The sequence below is a fragment of the Gemmatimonadaceae bacterium genome (assembly GCA_016720905.1).
In the GTDB taxonomy this organism is placed as follows: Bacteria; Gemmatimonadota; Gemmatimonadetes; order Gemmatimonadales; family Gemmatimonadaceae; genus Gemmatimonas.
This window is the reverse complement of the sequence record JADKJT010000034.1, coordinates 270,461-291,609: the sequence shown is the minus strand read 5'-3', so window position 1 is coordinate 291,609 and position 21,149 is coordinate 270,461. Positions and strand designations below refer to the sequence as shown.

At 64.1% G+C, this 21,149-nt stretch carries 16 protein-coding genes and 1 pseudogene; 12 read left to right on the top strand and 5 right to left on the bottom strand.

What is annotated here, in order from left to right; genetic code table 11:
* Nucleotides 1-1,046: 1,046 nt before the first annotated feature.
* The 8 genes and pseudogenes from IPP90_22535 (at nucleotide 1,047) to IPP90_22500 (ending at nucleotide 8,558) form a co-directional block, all read left to right on the top strand.
* Nucleotides 1,047-1,340, top strand: a pseudogene (locus IPP90_22535) (M48 family metalloprotease).
* A 225-nt stretch (nucleotides 1,341-1,565) separates the two neighbouring features.
* The gene (locus tag IPP90_22530; GenBank protein ID MBL0173413.1) at nucleotides 1,566-1,949 is read left to right on the top strand and encodes a hypothetical protein; all 384 of its coding nucleotides are present in this window, start codon (nucleotides 1,566-1,568) and stop codon (nucleotides 1,947-1,949) included.
* Nucleotides 1,933-2,304, top strand: a complete 372-nt coding sequence (locus IPP90_22525; GenBank protein MBL0173412.1) for a hypothetical protein — start codon at nucleotides 1,933-1,935, stop codon at nucleotides 2,302-2,304. Before IPP90_22530 ends, IPP90_22525 begins: the two co-directional genes overlap by 17 nt.
* Before the next feature lie 154 nt (nucleotides 2,305-2,458).
* Nucleotides 2,459-4,894, top strand: coding sequence for a DPP IV N-terminal domain-containing protein (locus IPP90_22520; protein ID MBL0173411.1), 2,436 nt, complete (start codon nucleotides 2,459-2,461; stop codon nucleotides 4,892-4,894).
* Complete coding sequence (locus tag IPP90_22515) at nucleotides 4,894-5,331, top strand: hypothetical protein (protein ID MBL0173410.1); 438 nt, start codon at nucleotides 4,894-4,896, stop codon at nucleotides 5,329-5,331. Before IPP90_22520 ends, IPP90_22515 begins: the two co-directional genes overlap by 1 nt.
* A 46-nt stretch (nucleotides 5,332-5,377) precedes the next feature.
* Nucleotides 5,378-5,821 carry a hypothetical protein gene (locus IPP90_22510; protein MBL0173409.1) on the top strand — a complete coding sequence of 148 codons (444 nt, stop codon included), beginning with the start codon at nucleotides 5,378-5,380 and terminating at the stop codon, nucleotides 5,819-5,821.
* A 3-nt stretch (nucleotides 5,822-5,824) separates the two neighbouring features.
* Nucleotides 5,825-7,315 (top strand): AMP-binding protein, encoded by a 1,491-nt coding sequence (locus IPP90_22505; GenBank protein ID MBL0173408.1) that lies wholly within the window; start codon nucleotides 5,825-5,827, stop codon nucleotides 7,313-7,315.
* A gap of 1 nt (nucleotide 7,316) precedes the next feature.
* The gene (locus IPP90_22500; GenBank protein MBL0173407.1) at nucleotides 7,317-8,558 is read left to right on the top strand and encodes a C4-dicarboxylate ABC transporter; all 1,242 of its coding nucleotides are present in this window, start codon (nucleotides 7,317-7,319) and stop codon (nucleotides 8,556-8,558) included.
* 6 nt (nucleotides 8,559-8,564) lie between these two features.
* Here IPP90_22500 and IPP90_22495 read toward each other — a convergent pair whose 3' ends face one another.
* Nucleotides 8,565-8,942 (bottom strand): phage holin family protein, encoded by a 378-nt coding sequence (locus IPP90_22495; GenBank protein ID MBL0173406.1) that lies wholly within the window; start codon nucleotides 8,940-8,942, stop codon nucleotides 8,565-8,567.
* An 8-nt stretch (nucleotides 8,943-8,950) separates the two neighbouring features.
* On the opposite strand from IPP90_22495, the gene IPP90_22490 reads away from it, so the two are divergent.
* Nucleotides 8,951-10,339 carry a hypothetical protein gene (locus IPP90_22490; protein MBL0173405.1) on the top strand — a complete coding sequence of 463 codons (1,389 nt, stop codon included), beginning with the start codon at nucleotides 8,951-8,953 and terminating at the stop codon, nucleotides 10,337-10,339.
* A gap of 182 nt (nucleotides 10,340-10,521) precedes the next feature.
* Nucleotides 10,522-11,484, top strand: coding sequence for a universal stress protein (locus tag IPP90_22485; GenBank protein MBL0173404.1), 963 nt, complete (start codon nucleotides 10,522-10,524; stop codon nucleotides 11,482-11,484).
* 9 nt (nucleotides 11,485-11,493) lie between these two features.
* On the opposite strand, the gene IPP90_22480 is transcribed toward IPP90_22485, so the two are convergent.
* The 3 genes from IPP90_22480 to IPP90_22470 are packed head-to-tail and all read right to left on the bottom strand — an operon-like array spanning nucleotide 11,494 to nucleotide 14,664.
* Nucleotides 11,494-12,507 carry an MCE family protein gene (locus IPP90_22480; protein MBL0173403.1) on the bottom strand — a complete coding sequence of 338 codons (1,014 nt, stop codon included), beginning with the start codon at nucleotides 12,505-12,507 and terminating at the stop codon, nucleotides 11,494-11,496.
* A 40-nt stretch (nucleotides 12,508-12,547) separates the two neighbouring features.
* A complete protein-coding gene (locus IPP90_22475; protein MBL0173402.1) occupies nucleotides 12,548-13,369 on the bottom strand; it encodes an ABC transporter permease in 822 nt (273 codons plus the stop codon).
* The gene (locus tag IPP90_22470; GenBank protein ID MBL0173401.1) at nucleotides 13,366-14,664 is read right to left on the bottom strand and encodes an MgtC/SapB family protein; all 1,299 of its coding nucleotides are present in this window, start codon (nucleotides 14,662-14,664) and stop codon (nucleotides 13,366-13,368) included. The genes IPP90_22475 and IPP90_22470 overlap by 4 nt, the downstream gene beginning before the upstream one ends.
* 153 nt (nucleotides 14,665-14,817) lie before the next feature.
* Here IPP90_22470 and IPP90_22465 point away from each other — a divergent pair, with 153 nt between their 5' ends.
* Together IPP90_22465 and IPP90_22460 are read left to right on the top strand one after the other, a co-directional pair.
* The gene (locus tag IPP90_22465; protein ID MBL0173400.1) at nucleotides 14,818-15,762 is read left to right on the top strand and encodes a metalloregulator ArsR/SmtB family transcription factor; all 945 of its coding nucleotides are present in this window, start codon (nucleotides 14,818-14,820) and stop codon (nucleotides 15,760-15,762) included.
* 13 nt (nucleotides 15,763-15,775) lie between these two features.
* Nucleotides 15,776-17,266, top strand: coding sequence for an adenosylhomocysteinase (locus IPP90_22460; protein ID MBL0173399.1), 1,491 nt, complete (start codon nucleotides 15,776-15,778; stop codon nucleotides 17,264-17,266).
* Nucleotides 17,267-17,350: 84 nt separating this feature from the next.
* Here IPP90_22460 and IPP90_22455 read toward each other — a convergent pair whose 3' ends face one another.
* Entirely contained in the window at nucleotides 17,351-21,061 is a 3,711-nt protein-coding gene (locus IPP90_22455; protein MBL0173398.1) for a carboxypeptidase regulatory-like domain-containing protein, read from the bottom strand.
* Nucleotides 21,062-21,149 lie beyond the last annotated feature (88 nt).

Here is a 21,149-nt window from a genome sequence, read left to right as displayed (position 1 = left end):
TATCACGGTGGACGGGTCCCAAAGAGCGGGATCAACATCGTGGCCGTGTACTGGGCAGCTCGGCGATTTACGCCGGTGGTCCGACACTGGGCACGACCGGCGCGGGCACGGCGGATGGGACGGGGTTGGGTACTTCCTGCGCAACGTTGGTGGTTCGCCGTACTACAACATCAACACCACGTATACCAAACGGCTCGATCAAGCTGTTGAACGTCGTGAACTACACGCGCTTCTGGGCGAACAACGAACGTACCCAGCAACGGTCAGAATGTGTCCGACGCAGCCATCACGGCGATGCTGCAAAGCGGATTCCCCAGCGGTGCGTGTCAGACCTACGATGCGAATACGTTGCTGGCAGCCGTTTACGGCGGGTACCGTCAATCCCGGTGGTGGGTTCGGCACGCAATACTGTGCCTATCACACGAACGCGAACGACTGTCCCGGGTCTCGGCACGAAGCAGATTCTGTACGCGGCCATGCCGCACAATTATGCGTATCCGTCGGGGCTGTTCGGCGTTCGGTTCAACGGCGTCTCCCAACCGGTGACAAGTAGGCTGACTCCGGAGTCAACACGCTGATCCACGAAATCGAAGAGACGCAGACCGACGCGCTGGGCAACGCCTGGTACGACGTAACCGCGGATACGAAAACGCCGATAAGTGCGCCTGGCAAGTGGGGTACCACGCACCAACGCCCAGGGCGGCAAGGCCATCGATGGTGGACACCGGGACTTCTGGTGCAGATGAACTGGATCAACTCTGGCTCTAGGTGGCTGTCGCCTTTCGTGGTAATGCGGCCCTCGGCTGTTTCAGGAGCGGCGTCGCGGTGCGGGGCGCTCCGCAATGCTGATCGGAGGATTACCCCTTACGCCCCACGACGTCCCGATCCATCCTGCCGCTGGCCGCGCTGCTGGCGGTATCCGCGCCACCAATCCGTCAGCGGCCGTCGTGAACTCTCGCTGATCTCGCAGGATCGGAATCCAGATGGGGCGTGAGGCCTCCCGGTCGACGTGCAACGGGTTGGCGAGTTGAGCCAGCGGCGAAGCGCAGGCCTTGGTGAAGCGCATTGGCGCACAGATTGCTGCCAAGTCGGAGCGACCCAGTTTGCCGTGGGAGTTCCATCTGCTGGACGACGCGGCGGTGAATGCGTTCGCCTATCCGGGGGGCTTCATCTTCGTGACCCGTGGCTTGATGACGCATCTGAACAGCGAAGCCGAGCTGTCGGAGGTGATCGGGCATGAGATCGGGCACGTGACGGCCAAGCATACCGTGGCGGCGATGAGCAAGCAGCAGATCACGCAGATTGGCCTGGTGGGGCGAGCATCCTTTCGCCGCAGGTAGCCAAGTACGGCGATGTGCTGGGCGCGAGCGCCGGATTGTTATTTCTCAAGTTCGGCCGCGATGACAAAATCCGCAGGCCGATGCGCTGGGCTTCAAGTACTCGCTGGCCGTTGGGTATGACGTGCGGGAATCGCCCAAGGTGTTCACGACGCTGGGGCGCCTGTCCAATGCGAGTGGCGCGCATTCCCGAGTGGCAAAAGCACGCACCCCGATCCGGGCAATCGCGTGCAGCGGGCCGAACAGCGCCTGGCCACGGTGCTAAGCACCGCCGAGCTGGCAAACACCAAGGTGAATCGCGACGCCTACCTGCGCCTGCTGGATGGCATGGTATTCGGCGAGAACCCGCGGCTGGGCTACTTCCGCGGCCAGCGGTTTCTCCATCCGGATTTGCGGTTTGAGTTGACCTTTCCAACGGGCTGGAAGACGGCCAACATGCCCGAAGCGGTGGTGGCGCAGAGTGCCGATGGGGCCGCGCAACTGCAGTTGGGCCCGGGCAAGGGCACGCCCACTGAGGCGCTGCAGCAGTTTATCGGACAGCAGGGGATCACGGTGCGCCAGAAGGGGCAGACGACGATCCAGCGGGATTGCCGCGATGATGGCGACGTTTGATGCGACGACGCAGTCGGGCGCCTTGAGTGGACTGGCGGCGTCCATGCAGTACCAGGGTGTGACGTATCTGATTGTAGGGTTGTCCACGACCGCGTCGGCCGGGCAACACGGCCCGCTCATGGACGCATCCATCCGTTCGTTCAAGGCGCTCAGCGACCCGGCGCTGCTGAACGTGCAGCCGGCCAAGGTGCAACTGGTGGCGCTGCCGGAGGCGATGACGGGGTTGGTGTTCACGCAGCGGTATCCCAGCAGTATCGCGGTGGAGCAGGTCTATATCATCAACGGCATGGACGCGACGACGAGCTTGGCGCGTGGGGCGATGGTGAAGCGGGTGGTGGGCGGGCTGCCGAAGTAGACCGACGCCGGTTGCGCCGCCAAGGCTGGCGGCGCGACGCGAGAGGAGACACAATGGAGGCGCGCCCGGTATTCCGGAGCGCGCCTTCTGCGTCTCCCCTCTGCCCCGCCTTCCGATGTTGCGTACGCGTCCTTTCCAAATCGCTGCGGCCGTCATGGCAACGCTGGTCGCCGTCGCGCCGATGTCCGCGCAGGTTTCCCAGCCGTCCGTGTCCGCGCCCACGGTGACTGCGGTGGACTATTCCCGCGCCGAACAGATGCTGCCGTGGAATGCCTCGCGCTTGACGACCGGCGATGAGGTGGCCCCGCAATTCTTCAAGGACGGCAACCGGTTCTGGTATCGCAACAAGACGCGCACCGGGGCGGAGTATGTGGTGATCAACCCGCTTACCAATACGCGGGCCTTGCTGTTCGATCACGCGAAGCTGGCGGCGGTGATGAGTCTGGCGGCCGATTCCACCTACGACGGCGATCGATTGCCGTTCCGGGCGTTCCGCTTTGGCAACGACGGCGATGATGAAACGTCGATTGAGTTTCGCGCCGGCCGACGGCAGTTCGCCTGCAACATCGTGAAGTACACATGTGCGGCGAAAGATACGAGCTACAACGAGTCGCCTTTTGTGCTGTCACCCGACAAGAAGTGGGAAGCGTTCGTGGTGAAGTACGACCTGTACGTGCGGTCGCGTGGTGGCAAGGACTCGGTGCGGCTGACCACCGATGGCGAGGAGTACTACAGCTACGGCGTGCTGGCCATTCGCCCGCAACAGGCATTGCGACCGAGTCCGCTGGGGCGTCGCCCCAACGTGCGCTGGTCGCCCGATTCCAAGAAGCTGCTGGTGGCGCGTCAGGATGAGCGAAAGGTGGGCCTGATGCCGTACATCTCGTACACCTCGCAACGGCCGCGTGCGTTTTCGCAGCCGTATGCGCTGCCGGGCGACACGCTGGTGCCGACGCCCAATTTCTATGTGGTGGATGTGCCAACGAAGCAGAGCACCAAGGTGCAGCTGCCGGTGCGTTTCAACATCGCCAACATTGCCGGCTCCACGCGCGACTCCACGTGGGCGCCGGGTTCGGACAAGCTGTACATCAGCGGGTTGGCGCGTGCGTCGAAGGCGACGTATCTGGTGGAAGTGGATGCGGCCAGCGGCAAGGGCTCCCTCATTGCCAAGGACACCGGCAAGACCTACGTGGAGATTTCGAGTCCGCGTGATCCGGAAAGCTGGTATGTGCTGAAGAGTGGCGAGACGATCTGGTGGTCTGAGCGGGATGGCTACGGCCATTTGTGGTTGCTCAACCACGACGGCAGTGTGAAGAACCAGATCACCAGCGGCCCCTGGCAGGTGGGCGCGGTGGTGCATGTGGACGAGACCACGCGCACGGTGTGGTTCAGCGGTCGCGGTCGCGAAGACGATCAGCTGGTGTACAACACGCACTTGTACAAGGTGGGCCTGGACGGTGCGGGATTGACGCGACTGACGACTGAAGCCGCTAATCACGAACTGACGATGAGTCCGAGCGGCAAGTTCGTGGTGGACAAGTACAGCACCATCAACTCGGCGCCGGTATCCGTGCTGCGCGATGCACTCACGGGACGAGTGATTCGTCCCCTTGAGAAAGCCGATGTGTCGCAGCTGTCGGCGCTGGGATGGAAGGCGGCCATTCCGTTCACCACCAAGGCGCGTGACGGCCTGACGGACATTCATGGCGTGATGTACCTGCCGCCCAAACTGGACAGCACCAGGCGCTATCCGATCATCTCGCACATCTATCCCGGACCGCAGGTAGGATCGGTGGGGGCGTGGACCTTCAAGAACAGCGGTGAGCCGTTCGCGCTGGCCGAACTGGGTTTTGTGGTGGTACAGATCGATCATCTGGGCACGCCCGGCCGCTCGAAGGCGTTCCACGACAACTATTACGGCAACTTCACCGACAACGGCCTGCCGGATCACATTGCGGCCATCAAGCAACTTGGCGCGCGCTATCGGTTCATCGACCTTGATCGGGTGGGGATCTTCGGCCATTCGGGCGGTGGTTTTGCCAGCACCGACGCGATGTTGCGCTATCCCGAGTTCTTCAAGGTGGCGGTGTCCGGGTCGGGCAATCACGACAACCGCAGCTACAACATCTACTGGTCGGAGAAGTATCAGGGATTGCTGTCGCGCGACACCCTGCGGCGCGGCGATGACAACTTCACGCCGTCGGCCAACAAGTCGTATGCGTCGAATCTGCGCGGCCACTTGCTGCTGATGCATGGCGACATGGACGACAACGTGCATCCGGCCATGACGATCCAGCTGGTGGACGAACTGATCAAGGCCAACAAGACCTTCGACCTGATTATCGCGCCCAATCGTCCGCACTCGCTGAACGAGCCGTACTTCATTCGCCGTCGCTGGGACTACTTCGTGCAGTATCTGCTGGGCGCGATGCCGCCGGACAACTACAAGATGACGCCGGCGGGTGGGCAGGGCACCTTCGGCGCCGATGATGGGGCGTACGACAACGCCGCCCTGGACGACTTGTGGAATCGCAACGCCTTCGATGATATATGGCGAATGGGGCCGGTGATCACGCCGAACGGTGACGGCTGATGCGCAACCTGTACGCCGTGCTGGTGGGCATGATGTTGGCGTTCGCCCTGGTGGCGGTGGGTGATTCGCTGGCCGGCATGTTGTTCCAGATGCCCAAGGGGCTGGACCCCTACGACCCCGCCACCAAGGACGCGTTCAAGGCGGCGATGGCGCAAGCACCTTTGAGCGCGATGCTGGTGATGGTGGCGGGCTACTTCGTGGCAGGGATGGGGGGTGGGTATCTCGCGCGGAAACTCGTACGGACGCCAACCATGCGTCCGTCCATCATGGTTGGCGTGCTGCTGACCGCGGCGACGATTGCGAATTTCGTGATGATCCCGTCGCCGTTGGTCATGGTTGTGTTGGGAGTGCTGGCACCGGTGCCGGGGGCTTTTGCGGGTGGCAGGCTGGGTGGGGTGAAGACGGGAGACGGGAGATTGAAGACGGGAGACGGTTAGGGGTAGCTGCAACTTGGATCGGGCGAAAGATTGAGACATGCCAGAGATGTCTCCGACTTCCGACCGTGAAGCGCGCATTCTCGCCGATCTGCAGGACGCTGTCGGCCGGATGCACGTGATTGCCCAGGTACCACGTCTTGTCGTGGCGACCGGAACTCGCACGGAAGGTGCGCGTCCGATGGCTTGGCAGGTGCTGTTTGAGCGAAGCTTTGGTGGCGACGGGCCCAAATTGGAATACCGCGGCGTTCGCGCGGGGGCGCTGATGGACGTGCTGCACCAGGGCTTCGACAGCGAGCCCACGCTCGACGCCGGATGGTCACACGCGCGATTGGTGGACGCGATGGCGATGGGGCCGGTGATCCAGGCCTTTCGCGCCGACCGGTTGCCGGATGATGTGGCGCGAGCGTTGGTGGGGGTCCTGGTGTTCGAAGAAGACGGCTTGCGTCTGGACGGCGTGCGGGCCATCGCCGGCGAATTCGGGCTGCGCTGACCGGTGGCCCTCGTACCACTCTTTGATCACACGCTCCTGGGCGCGCCAACGCGCACCGCGCTGGACGCAGATACCGTTGCCGGCGAGACCCGCACATACACGTTTGGCGATCTTGAGCGGCGCAGCAACCACCTGGCCCAGGTGCTGCACGATCGGGGTATCGTGCGCGGCGACCGCCTCGCGTTCCTCCTGGCCAATCGCGTCGAGATCATCGATCTGTGGATCGCCTGCGCGAAGCTGGGTGTGATCGTGGTGCCCATCAACGTGCTGTATCAGTCCCGCGAGATTGCCCACATTGTGGGCGACGCGGACCCAACGGCGGTGGTAACGACCGCGGAGCGTGTTGCCGACCTGCCGGCTGGCGCGCGCGTGTGGGATGTCGACGCGCTTTCCGCGGCGGCCGAGCAGCTCACCGCCATGCACGAGCGTCCGGCGGTGGTGCGCGACACGGTGTGCGACGCTGATACACCGATGGCGTTGGTCTACACCTCAGGCACGACCGGTGCCTCGAAGGGCGCGATTCTCACGCACGGCAACTTTGCGGCCAACGGTCTGGTGCTGAACGCCGCCTGGGGCATGCACGCCGACGATCGGCTGCTGACTACCCTGCCGCTGTTTCACGTGCATGGACTGGGTAACGCGGTGCACAGCTGGCTGCTGTGCGGGTGTCACATGAAGCTGGTGGCGCGATTTGACGCGTCGAAGGCCGGCGAGTGGTTTTCGCGCTATGCGCCAACGGTGTTCTTCGGCGTGCCGACCATGTACGTGCGCTTGCTGGATCTCGATGCGGTGCTTGCCCGCGCGATCGGGTCGCGCACACGGCTGTTCGTCTCCGGTTCGGCGCCGCTGCCGTCGCACGTGCTGGAGGCGTTTCGTGATCGCTTTGGCCACGTGATTCTCGAGCGATACGGCATGACCGAGACGCTGATGAACGTGAGCAACCCCTACATCGGCGAACGTCGTGCCGGCACAATCGGCTTGCCGCTCGCGCTCACGGCGGTGCGCATTGTCGACGAGCAGGGCGCGGATGTGGCCGATGGCACGAGCGGTGAACTGTGGGTGCGCGGCCCCAATGTGTGCGCGGGGTATTGGCGGCGTCCGGACGCGACACGCAGCGCTTTTGCCGACGGATGGTTTCGCACCGGTGACATCGGGGTGCGCGCCAGCGACGGGTACATCACGCTGGAAGGGCGACGCAGTGAACTGATCATCTCGGGCGGATTCAACATCTATCCGCGCGAGATCGAGGAACTGTTGATGGAGCAGCCGGGGATACGCGAGGCGACCGTGGTGGGCGTGACGGACGTCGTGCGCGGGGAAGTGCCGGTGGCCTACGTGGTGAGTGACGAACCAATCGACGTGGACGGCCTGACCGCGTTGCTGCGAACACAGTTGGCATCGTTCAAGGTGCCACGCGCCTTTGTGCGTCTGGATGCTTTACCGCGCACCGCGCTCGGGAAAGTGCAGAAGCATCTCCTGCCACCGGTTTCGTGACATGAACCCTGCGGTCCTCTCGCTGGTGGCACTGCTGCTGGTCATTGCCGGCAGCCTCACGTCCCGCATCAACGTGGGCGTACTGGCGGTCGCCTTCGCGTGGCCCATCGCCGTGTTTGCAGCGGGATGGAAGGTGGACGCGGTGATGGCGACGTTCCCCAGCTCGTTGTTCCTGACACTGCTTGGCGTGAGCGTGCTGTTCGGTGTGGCGCAGGCGAATGGCACGATGGAAGCCGTGGCGCACGAAACGGTGCGGTTGTTGCGCGGCCGGGCGGCGGCCTTGCCGTTCCTGTTCTTCGCGTTGGCGTGTGTGATTTCCACGGCGGGACCCGGTGCGATCTCGGCCACGGCGCTGATGGCGCCCATTGCCCTGGGCATTGCGGTACGCGCGAAAATGCCCGTGCTGTTGGCCGCGCTGATGGTCGGCAACGGAGCGAACTCCGGAAATCTGTCGCCCGTGGGCGCCATCGGCATGATTGTGCACACGCTGATGGCGAAGGCCGGCCTGCAGGGGAACGAGTGGAACGTCTACGCGGCCAATTTCACGGCGCACGCCTTGGCCGCATTGCTGGCGTGGGTGCTGTTTGGCGGACCGGCGTTGCGCCGCGCCGCGGCAGTGGATATCAACGAGCGCATCGCGCCGCTCACTGGCCGACACTGGGGAACGCTGGGCACGATTGCGCTGTGGATTATCGCGGTCGTGGTCTTCAAGGTAAGTCCGGGACTGTCCGCATTCGTGGCCGCGAGCATCCTGATTCTGACGGGACTGGGCGATGACACGACGGCGATTGCCCGGGTGCCGTGGTCGGTGATCATGATGGTGTGCGGCGTGAGTGTCCTGATCGGGGTGCTGGAGAAGACGGGTGGCATGGACCTCTTCACCACCCTGTTGGCGCGTATTGCGACGCCGGGCACCGTGAATGGCACGATTGCCGGCATCACCGGTCTCATTTCCACGTACAGTTCCACGTCGGGCGTGGTGTATCCCGCGTTCTTGCCCGCCGTGCCGGGGCTGGTGCAGAAGCTGGGCGGTGGCGACCCCATGCAAGTGGCCATGAGCATCAACGTGGGTGCGGCGCTGGTGGACGTGTCTCCGCTGTCCACCATTGGTGCGCTGTGCATTGCCGCGCTCCCGCACGGTCAGGACAGCAAGCGACTGTTCCGACAGTTGCTGTTCTGGGACTTTTCCATGACCGTTGCCGGCGCCGTGTTCTGTCAGCTGTTCATCAGGTTCTTTGCCTGATGCCCATCACTCGTCGCGCTGTCTCTCGTTGTCGGAGATGAGCAGCGCCCCGAGGATCATGCTGAGCACGCTGACGCACACGGCGCCCAGCAGAGCCGGCACAAATCCACGGACGGTGAAGGCGATGTCCAGTCGCGCGGCGATCCACGCGGTGAGCATCAGCATGAGTGCGTTGATGACCAGCGTAAACAGCCCGAGCGTGAGGACCGTGATGGGAAACGAGAAGAAGCGCAGCACGGGCCGGATGAACGTGTTCACGACGCCGAACACCAGCGCCACGCCGACGAGTCCCGGCCAACTGCCCGAATAGCTGATGCCATCGATGAAGCGCGCCGCGCACCAGAGGGCTGCGGCGTTGATCAGCAAGCGAAGTAGTATCGTCATGCCCAAACATGCCGATTGACCGGCTGCCGCGCGAGTTGCGGAGCTACCGGGTGTGGTCCATCGCCCATCGGCTGCCCGACGGCGTGCGGGATGCGGCCTTTCGACAGCTCGTCCAACAGATCATGCGGGGACCACTGCACGAGAGCGAGGGGGTGCGCCTGCTCGTGGACGGCGAACTGGCCTTCCGCGCCATGCTGACGGCGATCGACAACGCGCGTGAGGAGGTGCTGCTGGAGACCTACATCCTGCGCGACGACAAGATCGGCGCGTCGGTGCGGGGGGCATTGGCGCGCGCCGTGGGTCGCGGCGTTCGTGTGTATGTGCTGGCGGATGCGGTGGGTTCGATGGAAACGAAAGAGGCGTTCTGGCAGGGACTGGAGGCGGACGGAGTCACGTTGCGGCACTTCCATCGGCTACGGTACTTGCCGTTCGAAGCGCTGCGACGTGATCATCGCAAGATTGTGGTGGTTGATCGCGCCATTGCGTTGACCGGAGGCATGAACATCGGCGAGGAGTACGGGTCATCGATCCGTCGTGGTGCCGGGGCATGGCGCGACACCCTGGTGCAAGTGGAAGGGACCGTCGCGGAAGCACTGGCTGCGGTGTTTGCGGAGGGGTGGGATCGCGCGCAGGGGCCACCGTTGCCGGGCCTCGAATACATCTCGTGGGCCGAAACTACGGACGCTGCGCCAGCTGCGGCCGCGGACGCCACTACTCGTGCCTGGAGTGCGCGCGCGCTACGCTCACGAGTGGAACGACGGATTGCGCTGCGGCTCGGGCAGCGACGTGATCGGCGTCGCGGGCGCCGTGTCCGGCGACCGACGGATGCTGCCGCCGAAGACAGTCCATCGACCGCACTCGTGCTCGACTCGCGTCCCGGCCGAGGCCAGCGCGAGGTGTTGGCGGTGCTGGCGGGTCTTGTTGGTGGCGCACGCAAGCGACTGTGGATTACCACGCCCTATTTCGCGCCACCGACACGCGCCTTGGCCCTGCTTCGCGCGGCGGCGCGTCGCGGCGTCGACGTCCGCTTGCTGGTGCCCGGCGAACAAACCGATGTGGCCCTGGTTCGCCATGCGGCGCACGGCGCCTATGCGTCGTTGCTGGATGCGGGCGTACGCGTGTTCGAGTATCAGCGCGCCACATTGCACGCAAAGACCGTGGTGGTGGATGGCCACGCGGGAGTCGTGGGCTCAACCAATCTCGATTTCCGGTCGTTCTGGTTGAACGCCGAGTGCAACGTGCTGATGTTCGACGATACGCTGGCGTCGGCGTTGGAACGCAGCTTCGGTGAAGACTGTGCACAGAGTGTGGAGATCACCTCGGGGACGTGGGCCACGCGCTCGTGGCGGCATCGGATTGGTGACTGGCTGGCGCGACAGATGCGGTGGGCGCTGTAATCGCGACCAAGGAGGCGTCTATTTTCGGTCCTCTTCGTCCGGTTTTCCCCGACATGTCCCACCAGTTACCCCGATAGAGCGCGGGAAGACCGGGGGCGACCATACCACTGTCGCCTACCAAGTTCGGGGAGCCTGCCGCTCCTCTGGTTGGACGGACGTGCCAGCACCCGGAGTCCCTACCTATGTCCGTCAACGCCAACGCCCCTGTGCCCGACGCCCTTGCCGTCCGCCCTGTGCACCAAGGTCCGGTGCTCGTCGCCTGCGACGGGTCGCCAGCCGCACAGGAATCACTTTTCAACGCGGCACGTCTGGCCGGCGAAGCGTTCGTCGGGCAGATCGAAATTCTGGGTGTCTGCGAGCCGACGCCGGCGGTGTCGGCCGGCATGGACGTCATTCCAGCACCGGTGGAGTTGGACGATCTGCGACGCGCGTCAATGCTGGATGACATTCGGCGCACGCTGTCGGTGTCGGTCGCCGGTGATCCGCAGTGGGCGGCGGAGGTGAAGATCGGGTCTCCCTCCCGCACGCTGGCCGAGGAAGCGCGGCGACGCGATGCATCGGTGCTGGTGATGGGGCTTGGACGACACAACCCGCTCGACCGATTGTTCGGGACCGAAACGACGTTGGCGACCCTGCGGGAATCGGCCGTGCCGGTGCTGGCGGTGGGAATGAACTTCCCGAGCGCCCCGAAGCACGCGGTGGTCGGAATGGACTTCAGTGCGGCGAGTCTCTACGCCGCGCGCATGGCGATGCGACTGGTGGGCACCGACGGTCGCATCACGCTGGTGCATGTGCGTCCGCGATTCGAGCATCCGTCAGCCGACTGGCAGGCGTGGGATGCGGACTACGGCAAAACACTGCCGCCACTGTTCGATCAGATTCGCGCGCAGCTTCACGCGCCTGATACCCTGCAGATCGAGACGGTGACGGTACGCGGCGATCCCGCGCCAGCCATCCTGGCGTTTGCCCAACAGGCCAACGCCGAACTGATTGCACTCGGCACCCAGCGGCACGGGTTCATCGAGCGCATGGTGGTGGGGTCGGTGGCCACGCGTGTCATGCGGACTGCGCGGTGTGCCGTGCTGGCGGTGCCGGCGGCCGCCGCCGTGGCGAATACAAACGCGGACGCCGGGAAAGCGGCCTAACGCGACGGGTTAGAACACCTTCACGTTGAAGTACCGCTTCGGGTTCTTCTTCACATCCGCCAGCAGCGCGCGCAACTCGATCACCAGTGAATCGCTGTTGCGATACAGCCGGGCGTCGTTCACCAGCAGGCCCAGCGAGCCCTGTCCGCTGTTCACCTTGGCGAACACGGAATCGGCGCGCGACACGGCACTGGCCAATCGCGAATCGGTCCGGTTGAGGCTCTCGGCGATTTCACGCAGCCGGGTGGCGGTGGCTACCAATTCGCGAGCGGCACTCTGTGAATTGGTGACGATGGTTTGCAACTCGCCCCGGCTGGTCGCGGAATCCACGCGGCTCGAGAATTCATTCAGCCTGTCGGCCGCGGCATTCACGGTCTTCAGCCCCGACTGCACATCGGTGCTGATCCGATCGAGGTTTTTCGACTGCGCATTGACGGTGCGCGCGAGGTCGCTGGAGAGCTGCGCGAAGTTGCGAATCGACTCGCGCAACTCCTTGGCCGCCTTGTCGTCGAAGGCCACCTGCACGCGATCAGCCACCTTGGCGACGTCTCCGGAGATTCGACCGGCCACCGAAGTGAGTTGCGCGATATCCGGCAGCATCGCACCGGCCAGTGTGTCTCCCGCAGTGCGTGCTTCGGCGAGCGCGGCGCGCAGTTCACGATCCGGGGGCACGCCCGCAAGCCCACTGACGGTGGCTTGCCACTCCCCGAAAAGACTTGACGCTACGAGCAGCACGACCGGATCGGCGGGCAGTTGAATGTCCCGGTCGATGGAGAGGGTGAGTACCACCCATCCGCGTTCCCCCAATGCGATGCTCTGCACCTGACCGGCGCGCACGCCTCGAATCACCACCGGGTTGCCGAGCGCCACACCGCCGACATCGCGTGTGCGGACGGTGAGCTCCGTCTTTCCACTGCCGAAATCAGCTTGTTTCACCCACAACACGACCGCAACGAGCACCGCCGTCACGATCAGGACGGTGGCACCTACCAGAAAATCCGAACCGCGTTTGTGGTCAGGCATTGGCGTTGAGTCTGATACACCACGAAGGCAGCATGCGATGCTACCGGATGGTGCGGCCGGCGAGCCACACCAGGGCCCAGAACGCATCGAGGACGAGGATCATTACCGCACTGATCACGACAGCGCGAGTGGCGCTGCGACCGACGCCCTGCGCGCCACCCTGTGTGGTGAGTCCCGCACGACAGCCAATAAGTGCCACCGCCGCACCAAAGCTGGCGGATTTCACCAGACCATACCGGACATCGAATTCGGTGAAGAAAATCCGCACACCCTTGAGAAACTGCGGTGTGGTGATGTCCAGCAGGCTGAGCGATGCCAACCATCCCGACGTCACCCCGACCAGCATGGCGGTGCCGACGACGATGGGGAACATGAGCGTTGACGCCCACACGCGCGGGACCACGAGGTAGCTCATCGGATCGAACGTCAGTGTCTCCAACGCATCGATCTGTTCCGTCACGCGCATGGTTCCCAACTCGGCGGCAATGTTCGCACCGACACGACCGGCCAGCGCGAGTCCGGTGAGGACGGGCGCGAGTTCCAGCGTGACCGTCTTTTGCACGAGCGTACCCACGAAATACGGCGGTACGAGGTCTCCCACGGAATAGCTGGCGAGCAGCGCGAGTACAATCCCGGTGAAGAGCGCGATGAAGATGCCGATAGGCAGCGACTCGACGCCCAGAATGCGCGCGTGCGTCGAGAACTCTCCGCGCCAGCTTGGCCAGTCGCCCGTCGCGCGGACCACATCGATTGCGAAGCGCGCTCCACGTCCAACGGCAGACATCCACCCCGTGAACAGGCGTCCGACCAACGTGATCAACGCGGCCGGCGCCGATTGCGCGCGCGCTTCGCTGTTGCTCACCATTGCCACCACAACGCGGCGCCGGTACTCGCGGCCAGCAGTAACAGGGCGAAGGCCGCGCGTAGTCGGAACCGCTCGCTCCCCAGCACGACCACGAATACCGTCTTCAGCAACGAGTTGGCGATGACGCCGATGGCGATGGCCAGTCCTGCCACGTGTCGCTGCGCGGCATCGTCGGCGAGACGCGACATCGACAGTGTGAGGGCATCCATGTCGGTGAGCCCCAGCAACGCGGCCGACGCGAGCACGCCCGGACTGCCAATGGTCGCGTGAACCCAGGCGATAATGAACAGCACGAACTGGAACGCGATCGCCATTTGTACCGACGTTCCAAGCGCGAGCGGATTGGGCAACGCCCGATCGGCGGGTGCCACCGTCGACTGACCGCTTGCCGTGGCGGCTGTCGGCAGCGGACGCGTTTCGCGCTCACGCCAATAGGCCACGGCGAGGACGACAACGCCGGCGACGAAGGCGGGCGCCAGCAGCGGCAGCAGTTCGACCAGCATACCGGGCTGCAGCACGCTGGCCATGATGAGCACGCGCGGCAACAGCACGGTGCACGCCGCGACGACACCGAACGCCAATGGCAGCGCGAGTGCCGCTTCGTGCCGACTGCGTCGACTGAAGGTGAACGTCACGGCCGTGGACGACACCATGCCGCCCAGCAGTCCGGTGATGCCAAGGCCTCGCGTTTCACCAACCAGACGTCGGGCGATATAGCCGGCAAAGTTGAGGGCACTGAACAGCAGCACGACCGACCAGAGTTGGCGCGGCTGAAAGGCGCCATACGGTCCGTACGCGCCCGCCGGAAGAATTGGCAGGACGACCAGGGCGAGCACTGCGAATTGCAGCGTGGCGCGCAGTTCGGCCGCGTCGATGCGTTGCAGCCAACGTTGGAGAGCGGATTTCTCCGCGAGCAACAACACGGCAAGCGCCCCGACCGCGGCGGCCAGCGTACGGCTGCCTGTGCCTGAAGCAATGCCGGTGGCCACGACCAGCATGGCCGCGACCTCGGTGGTGCCATCGGATGTCGTCCCGGGCCGGCGCATCGTGGCGGCGTACGCAATCGCAATGAACAGGATGGCGCCACCGATCACACAGCCGGCGATCACCGGTTGATTGAGACGGATGAACCAGCCGCCGAACCCGCCGATGGCCCCCAGCAGGGTGAAGGTGCGTAACCCGGCAAAGCGGGCATCGGGGCCGGTGGTGTGGCCCGACCATTCGCGCTCAAGCCCGACCGCCATTCCGACCAGAGCGGCGACGAGCAGGTCGAAGCCGAGAGAAGAGTCCATTGACAGGGAAAGTAAGGGGGATTGGGGGCTGGAGAAGGGAGACGGGGGAAGGGAGACTGGAGACGGGAGACGGGAGACGGGAGACACTGGGGGGGGAGGTGGGGGTTTGACAGGTTGCCGTCGCCTATTATCCTTTTATCCGGATACACGGATATGACTCAACCACGACTCTCCATCCACGAACGGCTGGCCGAATTGGCCGATGCCACCCGGTGCCGGCTGTTGCTGGCCTTGGAGCGCCATGAGCTCACGGTTGGTGAGTTGTGTTCCGCGCTGCAGTTGCCGCAAAGCACGGTAAGTCGGCACCTCAAGATTCTGGCCGATGAGCAGTGGGTGACGTCGCGGGCCGACGGGCCGAGTCGGTGGTATCGGTTGTCGCCCTCATTGGATGTCGAGGCGTCGTCGTTGTGGGCGTTGGTGCGTGCGCCGCTACGCGACGCGCCGGTGGCAGCGCAGGACGTGGCGCGACTCGACGCGGTGCTGGTGGCGCGTCGTTCGCGCAGCGAAGCGTTCTTCGCCACGGCGAGTGCGGAGTGGGATACGTTGCGCACGCAGATGTTTGGCGCGCGCGCCGACCTGCTGGCGACGCTGGCACTGCTGGACGCGTCGTGGGTGGTGGGCGATTTGGGGTGCGGCACGGGCGCGCTCACCGCAGCATTGGCCCCGCACGTGGCGCACGTGCATGCGATCGATGCCTCATCGGCGATGCTCTCGGCTGCACGCGCCCGGCTGTCTTCGCTGTGCAATGTGAGTGTGCACGATGGCTCGCTTGAGGAGTTGCCATTGGCTGATGCCTCCTTGGACGTGGCCGTCATGATGCTGGTGTTGCACCACGTGGCCGATCCCGCACGGGCGCTGCGAGAGGTGCGTCGCGTGTTACGTCCGCACGGGCGCGTGTTGATTGCGGACATGCGTGCCCACTCGCACGAGGAGTATCAGCCGCAGATGGGCCACGTCTGGCTGGGTTTTGACGCGCCGACGTTGGAACGATGGTTGTTGGAGGCGGGGTTCACCGGCATGCGTTTCACCCCACTGCCGGTCGATCCCGATGCCGCAGGACCCGCGTTGTTCACCGCCGTAGCCCGCATTTCACCCTAGAGGATTCGTACCGATGGTTACTGAAGTCATGACCGAGCACGGCGTGTCCACGCTCGCGGCCACCAATCGTCCGGCGTTCGCCGTGCGCGACCTGTCGCTGGCCGAATGGGGGCGCAAGGAAATTCGTCTGGCTGAGCAGGAAATGCCGGGACTCATGTCATTGCGCGGCGAATTTGCCGGCAAGGCGCCACTCAAGGGCGCGAAGATCATGGGCTCGCTGCACATGACGGTGCAGACCGCAGTGCTCATTGAAACGCTGGTAGCACTGGGTGCCGACGTGCGCTGGGTGTCCTGCAACATCTTCAGCACACAGGATCATGCGGCGGCCGCCGTGGCCGTGGGACCGCACGGCACGGTGAGCGCGCCCAAGGGCACGCCAGTGTTTGCGTGGAAGGGTGAGACGCTGGAGGAGTACTGGTGGTGCACCGAGCAGGCGCTGATGTGGAGCGACGGCACGGGACCGAACCTGCTGCTGGACGACGGTGGTGATGCGACGCTGCTGGTGCATCGCGGTGCGGAGTTTGAAAAGGCCGGAACGATACCGTCATTTGACAGCGACAACGAGCCCGAAGAGTGGGGCGTGATTCTCGATCTGTTGCGCGCGGAGCAGGCCAAGAACCCGGGCCGTTGGACGAAAGTGCTGGCGGGCATTCGCGGCGTGTCCGAAGAAACCACCACGGGTGTGCATCGCTTGTATGAGATGGAACGCGCCGGCACACTGGCGTTCCCGGCCATCAACGTGAACGATGCCGTGACCAAGTCCAAGTTTGACAATCTGTACGGCTGCCGTCACTCCATTGTGGACGGTTTGAACCGAGCCACCGACGTGATGCTGGCTGGCAAGATTGCCGTGGTCATGGGTTATGGCGATGTGGGCAAGGGCTGCGCGCAGGCGCTGAAAGGACAGGGCGCGCGTGTGGTGATTACCGAAATCGATCCCATCTGCGCGCTGCAGGCGGCGCTGGAAGGGTATCAGGTGACGACGCTGGAAGACATTGTCGACACCGCCGACATCTTCATCTCGGCCACCGGCAACAAGAACGTCATTGCGGTGGAGCACATGAGCCGCATGAAGGACAAGGCCATTGTGGCGAACATCGGCCACTTCGACAACGAGATCGACATGGCCGGTCTCAAGAAGGTGGAAGGGATGAAGCGCATCAACATCAAGCCGCAGTACGACGAGTTCGTGCTACCGAACGGCCGCTCGATTCTCATTCTGGCGGAAGGCCGCCTGATGAATCTGGGATGCGCGACGGGTCATCCGAGTTTCGTGATGAGCGCGAGCTTCACCAATCAGGTGTTGGCGCAGCTGGATTTGCATGCGAACGCCGACAAGTATGAGAAGAAGGTATTCACGCTGCCCAAGCATCTGGATGAGAAGGTGGCGCGGTTGCACCTGGACAAGCTTGGTGTGAAGCTGACGGTGCTGACGACCGAGCAGGCGGCGTATCTGGGTGTGGACAAGAACGGGCCGTTCAAGGCGGATCATTATCGGTATTAGGAAGTACTCAGTACCTGTGCAGTACCTAGTACCTAGTACCTGGTACCTGGTACCTGGTACTTGGTACCTGGTATCTGGTACCTCTCAACTTCCAACCTTTGGCTTGTTATGCACCAGCGGTACCGGGTGACCGAAGTACCATTGCGAGTCCTTGCGGTCCTCCTTGGTGACTGACGTCATGTTCTTGATAAAGGGCAGCAACTCCTTCTGCTGTGGCGTGACAATCTTGTCCGCCACATCGGCCTGATCCCAGAAAATGGGCCAGAAGCGTTTGGTGGCGGCGGTGACACTGTCCAGCGCCGCCTTGCCCACGGCGCCTTCGGGCTGCGTGGCCAGGAAGCGGCCCAGAGGGACATAAATCGCGCGCACCTTGTCTGAATAGAGCGAATCGGCGGTGATCAAGGCGGCAATTTGCGCTGCGTTCAGGAACAGCGAATCGCTTTCCGACAACAGGAGGCGATGCACGTTGGACGTGTTGCGCAAATAGATGTCGGTGATGGAATCGGCGCTGCGCCGCTCCCATCGTCCCTTGGTCTTTACGGGCTCGAGCGCCCGACGCAACTGCTGCATGTCGTACGGGACCGAAAAATCGAGTGAGAAGTCGACGGTGACCCGAAACGGTTGCCGACTGAGGGTGCGAAAGGCGCGGGTGTCACCGAAGCGTGGATTGACGTCGTACCGAAACCGTTGCGCGCTGGCGTCGAACGCTCGCGGGACAAGCAAGACGGGATCGGGAAGAGCGCGTGTGCCCCAGCCACGAAGGTTGTTGCTGCCATGCAGTGCCTGGTCGAGCCCGGCCAGCGGGTTTTCGAAGATCACGTTGGATTCAAGGCGGCGCCCGCGCACCTTGATCGGCAACCGCGGCTTGTATTGCAGGTTGAGCTGCTGGGTCCAGGTGCCACGGCAACTATTACGGCCCGCCACCGCACCCAGTTGACGCTCCAGGCACTCGCGCACATTCGACGGAGACGCGCCGAGCAACGCACGCATCTGGCTGGCTGTGCCGACATCGGTGGCTGTGGCCGGGTTGGGCATGAACGCGCGATCGTTGGCGCGGCCGTCACCGTTGATGTCGCCCTGAACAATGGGTGTGAACGGCAGTCCCGACTGCAATCGCGAGTACAGGGTGAACGAACCGACGTGCTTGACGCTCACGCCACCCTGCAGCACCACGGCGTGCCGCGCATCGTTCAGTCCAACCGCCCACTCGGTGGCGCGCGGATCGCCAAAGCCGGCGCCGTCGAATCCGCGGTACTGTTGTTTGAGCGATTGCAGGGTATACGACGCCGACGTGAAGAACTCCAACCTGGACCGCACGCGAAACACGTCGGGCATGACCGTGGCCGTCACTTGTCCACCGTAGCCGCGCAAATCACTGGTGCGCATGGCGACACGACCGAAGTCGTTGGAACGTCGCGACTCGCGCGCGGACACCGCGCCAGTGCCGGCATCAATTGCCGCCGTGGTCACGTACATCGGACGTTGGCTCTCGCTGGCCAACTGAAATCGCGAGATACCGGCGAAGTTGGCGTCCAGCGTGCTGGGTTGCGACAGGTCGTACGAGGCAAGGGCGTCCAGCTTGGTGACCACCTTGCCGAAGTTGCTGCCCCAACTGAGTGACGCGCGCCAACTGCGCGGCACATCGAACGACGGATCGACCAGCGTCACCGATGGCGCGCGCTCTGCCAGCGCTGCTCCACCATCGGTGCACGCGGTCGGCAGCACCGCACCCGGTGCAAGCAGCGACTGCCAGTTGGGTGTGGGGACGGCCGCACCGACGCAATTGAGCGTGAGCGTGCTGCCGGCGAGTCCGGCACCCACAATGGCGTCAGCGAGTGTACTGGGACGATACAGATCGCGAAACTCGCCAATACCTCCACGCACGTAACCCATGGTGTTGCGATAGAACACGCCAAGGCTGTTCATATTTGTGCCGTTGCCGTTGTCCTTGGCACGGCTGTACGTATACGAGAACCCCACGCGGGGTGACACGTGAACCCGGGACGGGGCCAGCCCACTGCGCACGCCGAGTGCGGTGTTCAGCGCCGCATTCACCGGCGGCGCGTCACCAAACGCATTGGCTTCCAGGCGGGCGCCGTACAGCATGCTGAAGAATTTTGACTTGTTCCACTGGTGCGCCATGGCCAATGCGCCATTCCATGAGGTGGCGTGGCGGTCGGGTTCTGTGAGGGTCCGTGAGTATGACGATGGCCGATTGGCTTCGAGATCGGCCAGTGAGTTGAACGTGTACTGGCCCAGCGCGTTGGGACGACCAACCTGCGACAGTCCATCGCCACGAAACCACGCCTGGGTTTTGAAGCGATGCTTGCTGCCCCGCACGTTCCACATCGTTTCGTTGGAGCCCTCCAGCGTCCACCGGCGATCATCGGTGGCAAGAAACGGATTGCCGCCCAATTGCAGCGCTGCAACATCGCTGGTGGCGGCATCGGAGGCCGAGCGCACCAGCACCGTTGCACCGGGGGCGTCGAGATACGGCGCGGTGACCTGGTGCACCCCGCTGACGCCGAGTCGATTCTGCGTGAGGATGTGATTGCCCACGCCGAAGTACTGACCGTGCACGAGCTGCGCCCCGGCCGTCTGCTCGGTTTGCTCACCACTGGACACCGGTGCCACGAGCGGTCCGAACCCGAGGGCGCCCTCTTGTGTGCGCGTCGCATACGTGGTCAATGAGAGCGTGCGCATGGTGTCGCGCACATCGTCCAGGCGACCCAGCCAGGTGATGGCATCCCGCCGACGTGCGGTGGGCGCACCGCTTCCGGCAATGGGCAGCCCGAGTGCGTTGGCGACTTGCTTGACGCGCGCCACGGAATCGGGCGCGATGCCGGCGCGTTTCCACGCGTCGACATCACTCGCTAGCAGCGACGCCGGGTCGCTGGCCGTACGGCCGACATCGAGTGCGACGTTGTAGGTGAGGATTTGGCGAATGGCTTCGCCATCGGCACCGAGACTGGCGCGAAATCCGCCGTTGACGAGTCCCAGCGATCGGCCGATCGCATCGGTCATTTGCAACTGGGGAGCATCGAATGTGGCGTAGCCGTTGCGGCGCTGAAAGTCGCGCGATCCGCCGCTGAGGCGGGAGTCGATGTTGGCGCCGGAAAATCCGCCGCGGGTGGGATCGAAAGTCGCGCCGGTGACGCGTGTATCAACGCGCGCAGCGCGGGGCAGTGATCCCCCGGGCAGGGCCATGCCATTCAACGTGACCAGATTCGAGGAACTGGCAGCGCCCAGCATGGAGGGACCGCCCGGTGTCATCGTGACGCCCGGCATGGTGCCGGCAATTGCGTTCAGGTCGCCGGCGGAACCGGGCGTGACGCGACCGTTCACGCCATCATCCCAACGTTCGCTGGCCCCGGTTTCCGGATTGTAGGGCGAGGCCGCATTCGAGGCGCGTACCGGTTTGTCCGCCTTGACCTTGACCGTGGCCAACAAGGTCAGGTCTCGGCCCAGTGTGAAATCGGCGACGAGTTCCCGCTCGTTGGCCAGGGCCTGCACGCGACGCCGGGCAGAGCGGAAGCCCGTGGCGGCCACGTGTACCAGATAGTCGCCGGTGCCCGGGTCGAAGCGACCGCTGTAGCGACCATCGGCGTCGGTGGTGGCGGTTTGCACCAACCGATCGGGGCCGCGCGTGATGGTCACCGTGGCACCGGCAAGCGCGTGTGCCGAATCGTCGAGCACTCGCCCGCGGATGGTTTCCGGAGCCGACTGGGCGGCCAGCGGACCTCCCGCAGCGAACAGCAGGGCGATGATGAATGCCCGCAGATGATGGGAAGCCATGCTGGGTAGGACGTTGGATGGTCCTGAATGGTTGCATGGTCTCGGGTGGCTGGTCTCGGTCCGTATGGTGTACGAGCTTTCAGGAGGC

Excerpts from the sequence above, each read along its gene's own strand:
- IPP90_22525 (MBL0173412.1), top strand. The coding sequence starts at position 1,933 with ATGATGGCGACGTTTGATGCGACGACGCAGTCGGGCGCCTTGAGTGGA.
- IPP90_22520 (MBL0173411.1), top strand. The coding sequence starts at position 2,459 with ATGGCAACGCTGGTCGCCGTCGCGCCGATGTCCGCGCAGGTTTCCCAG.
- IPP90_22515 (MBL0173410.1), top strand. The coding sequence starts at position 4,894 with ATGCGCAACCTGTACGCCGTGCTGGTGGGCATGATGTTGGCGTTCGCC.
- IPP90_22510 (MBL0173409.1), top strand. The coding sequence starts at position 5,378 with ATGTCTCCGACTTCCGACCGTGAAGCGCGCATTCTCGCCGATCTGCAG.
- IPP90_22500 (MBL0173407.1), top strand. The coding sequence starts at position 7,317 with ATGAACCCTGCGGTCCTCTCGCTGGTGGCACTGCTGCTGGTCATTGCC.
- IPP90_22495 (MBL0173406.1), bottom strand. The coding sequence starts at position 8,942 with ATGACGATACTACTTCGCTTGCTGATCAACGCCGCAGCCCTCTGGTGC.
- IPP90_22490 (MBL0173405.1), top strand. The coding sequence starts at position 8,951 with ATGCCGATTGACCGGCTGCCGCGCGAGTTGCGGAGCTACCGGGTGTGG.
- IPP90_22485 (MBL0173404.1), top strand. The coding sequence starts at position 10,522 with ATGTCCGTCAACGCCAACGCCCCTGTGCCCGACGCCCTTGCCGTCCGC.
- IPP90_22480 (MBL0173403.1), bottom strand. The coding sequence starts at position 12,507 with ATGCCTGACCACAAACGCGGTTCGGATTTTCTGGTAGGTGCCACCGTC.
- IPP90_22470 (MBL0173401.1), bottom strand. The coding sequence starts at position 14,664 with ATGGACTCTTCTCTCGGCTTCGACCTGCTCGTCGCCGCTCTGGTCGGA.
- IPP90_22465 (MBL0173400.1), top strand. The coding sequence starts at position 14,818 with ATGACTCAACCACGACTCTCCATCCACGAACGGCTGGCCGAATTGGCC.
- IPP90_22460 (MBL0173399.1), top strand. The coding sequence starts at position 15,776 with ATGGTTACTGAAGTCATGACCGAGCACGGCGTGTCCACGCTCGCGGCC.
- IPP90_22455 (MBL0173398.1), bottom strand. The coding sequence starts at position 21,061 with ATGGCTTCCCATCATCTGCGGGCATTCATCATCGCCCTGCTGTTCGCT.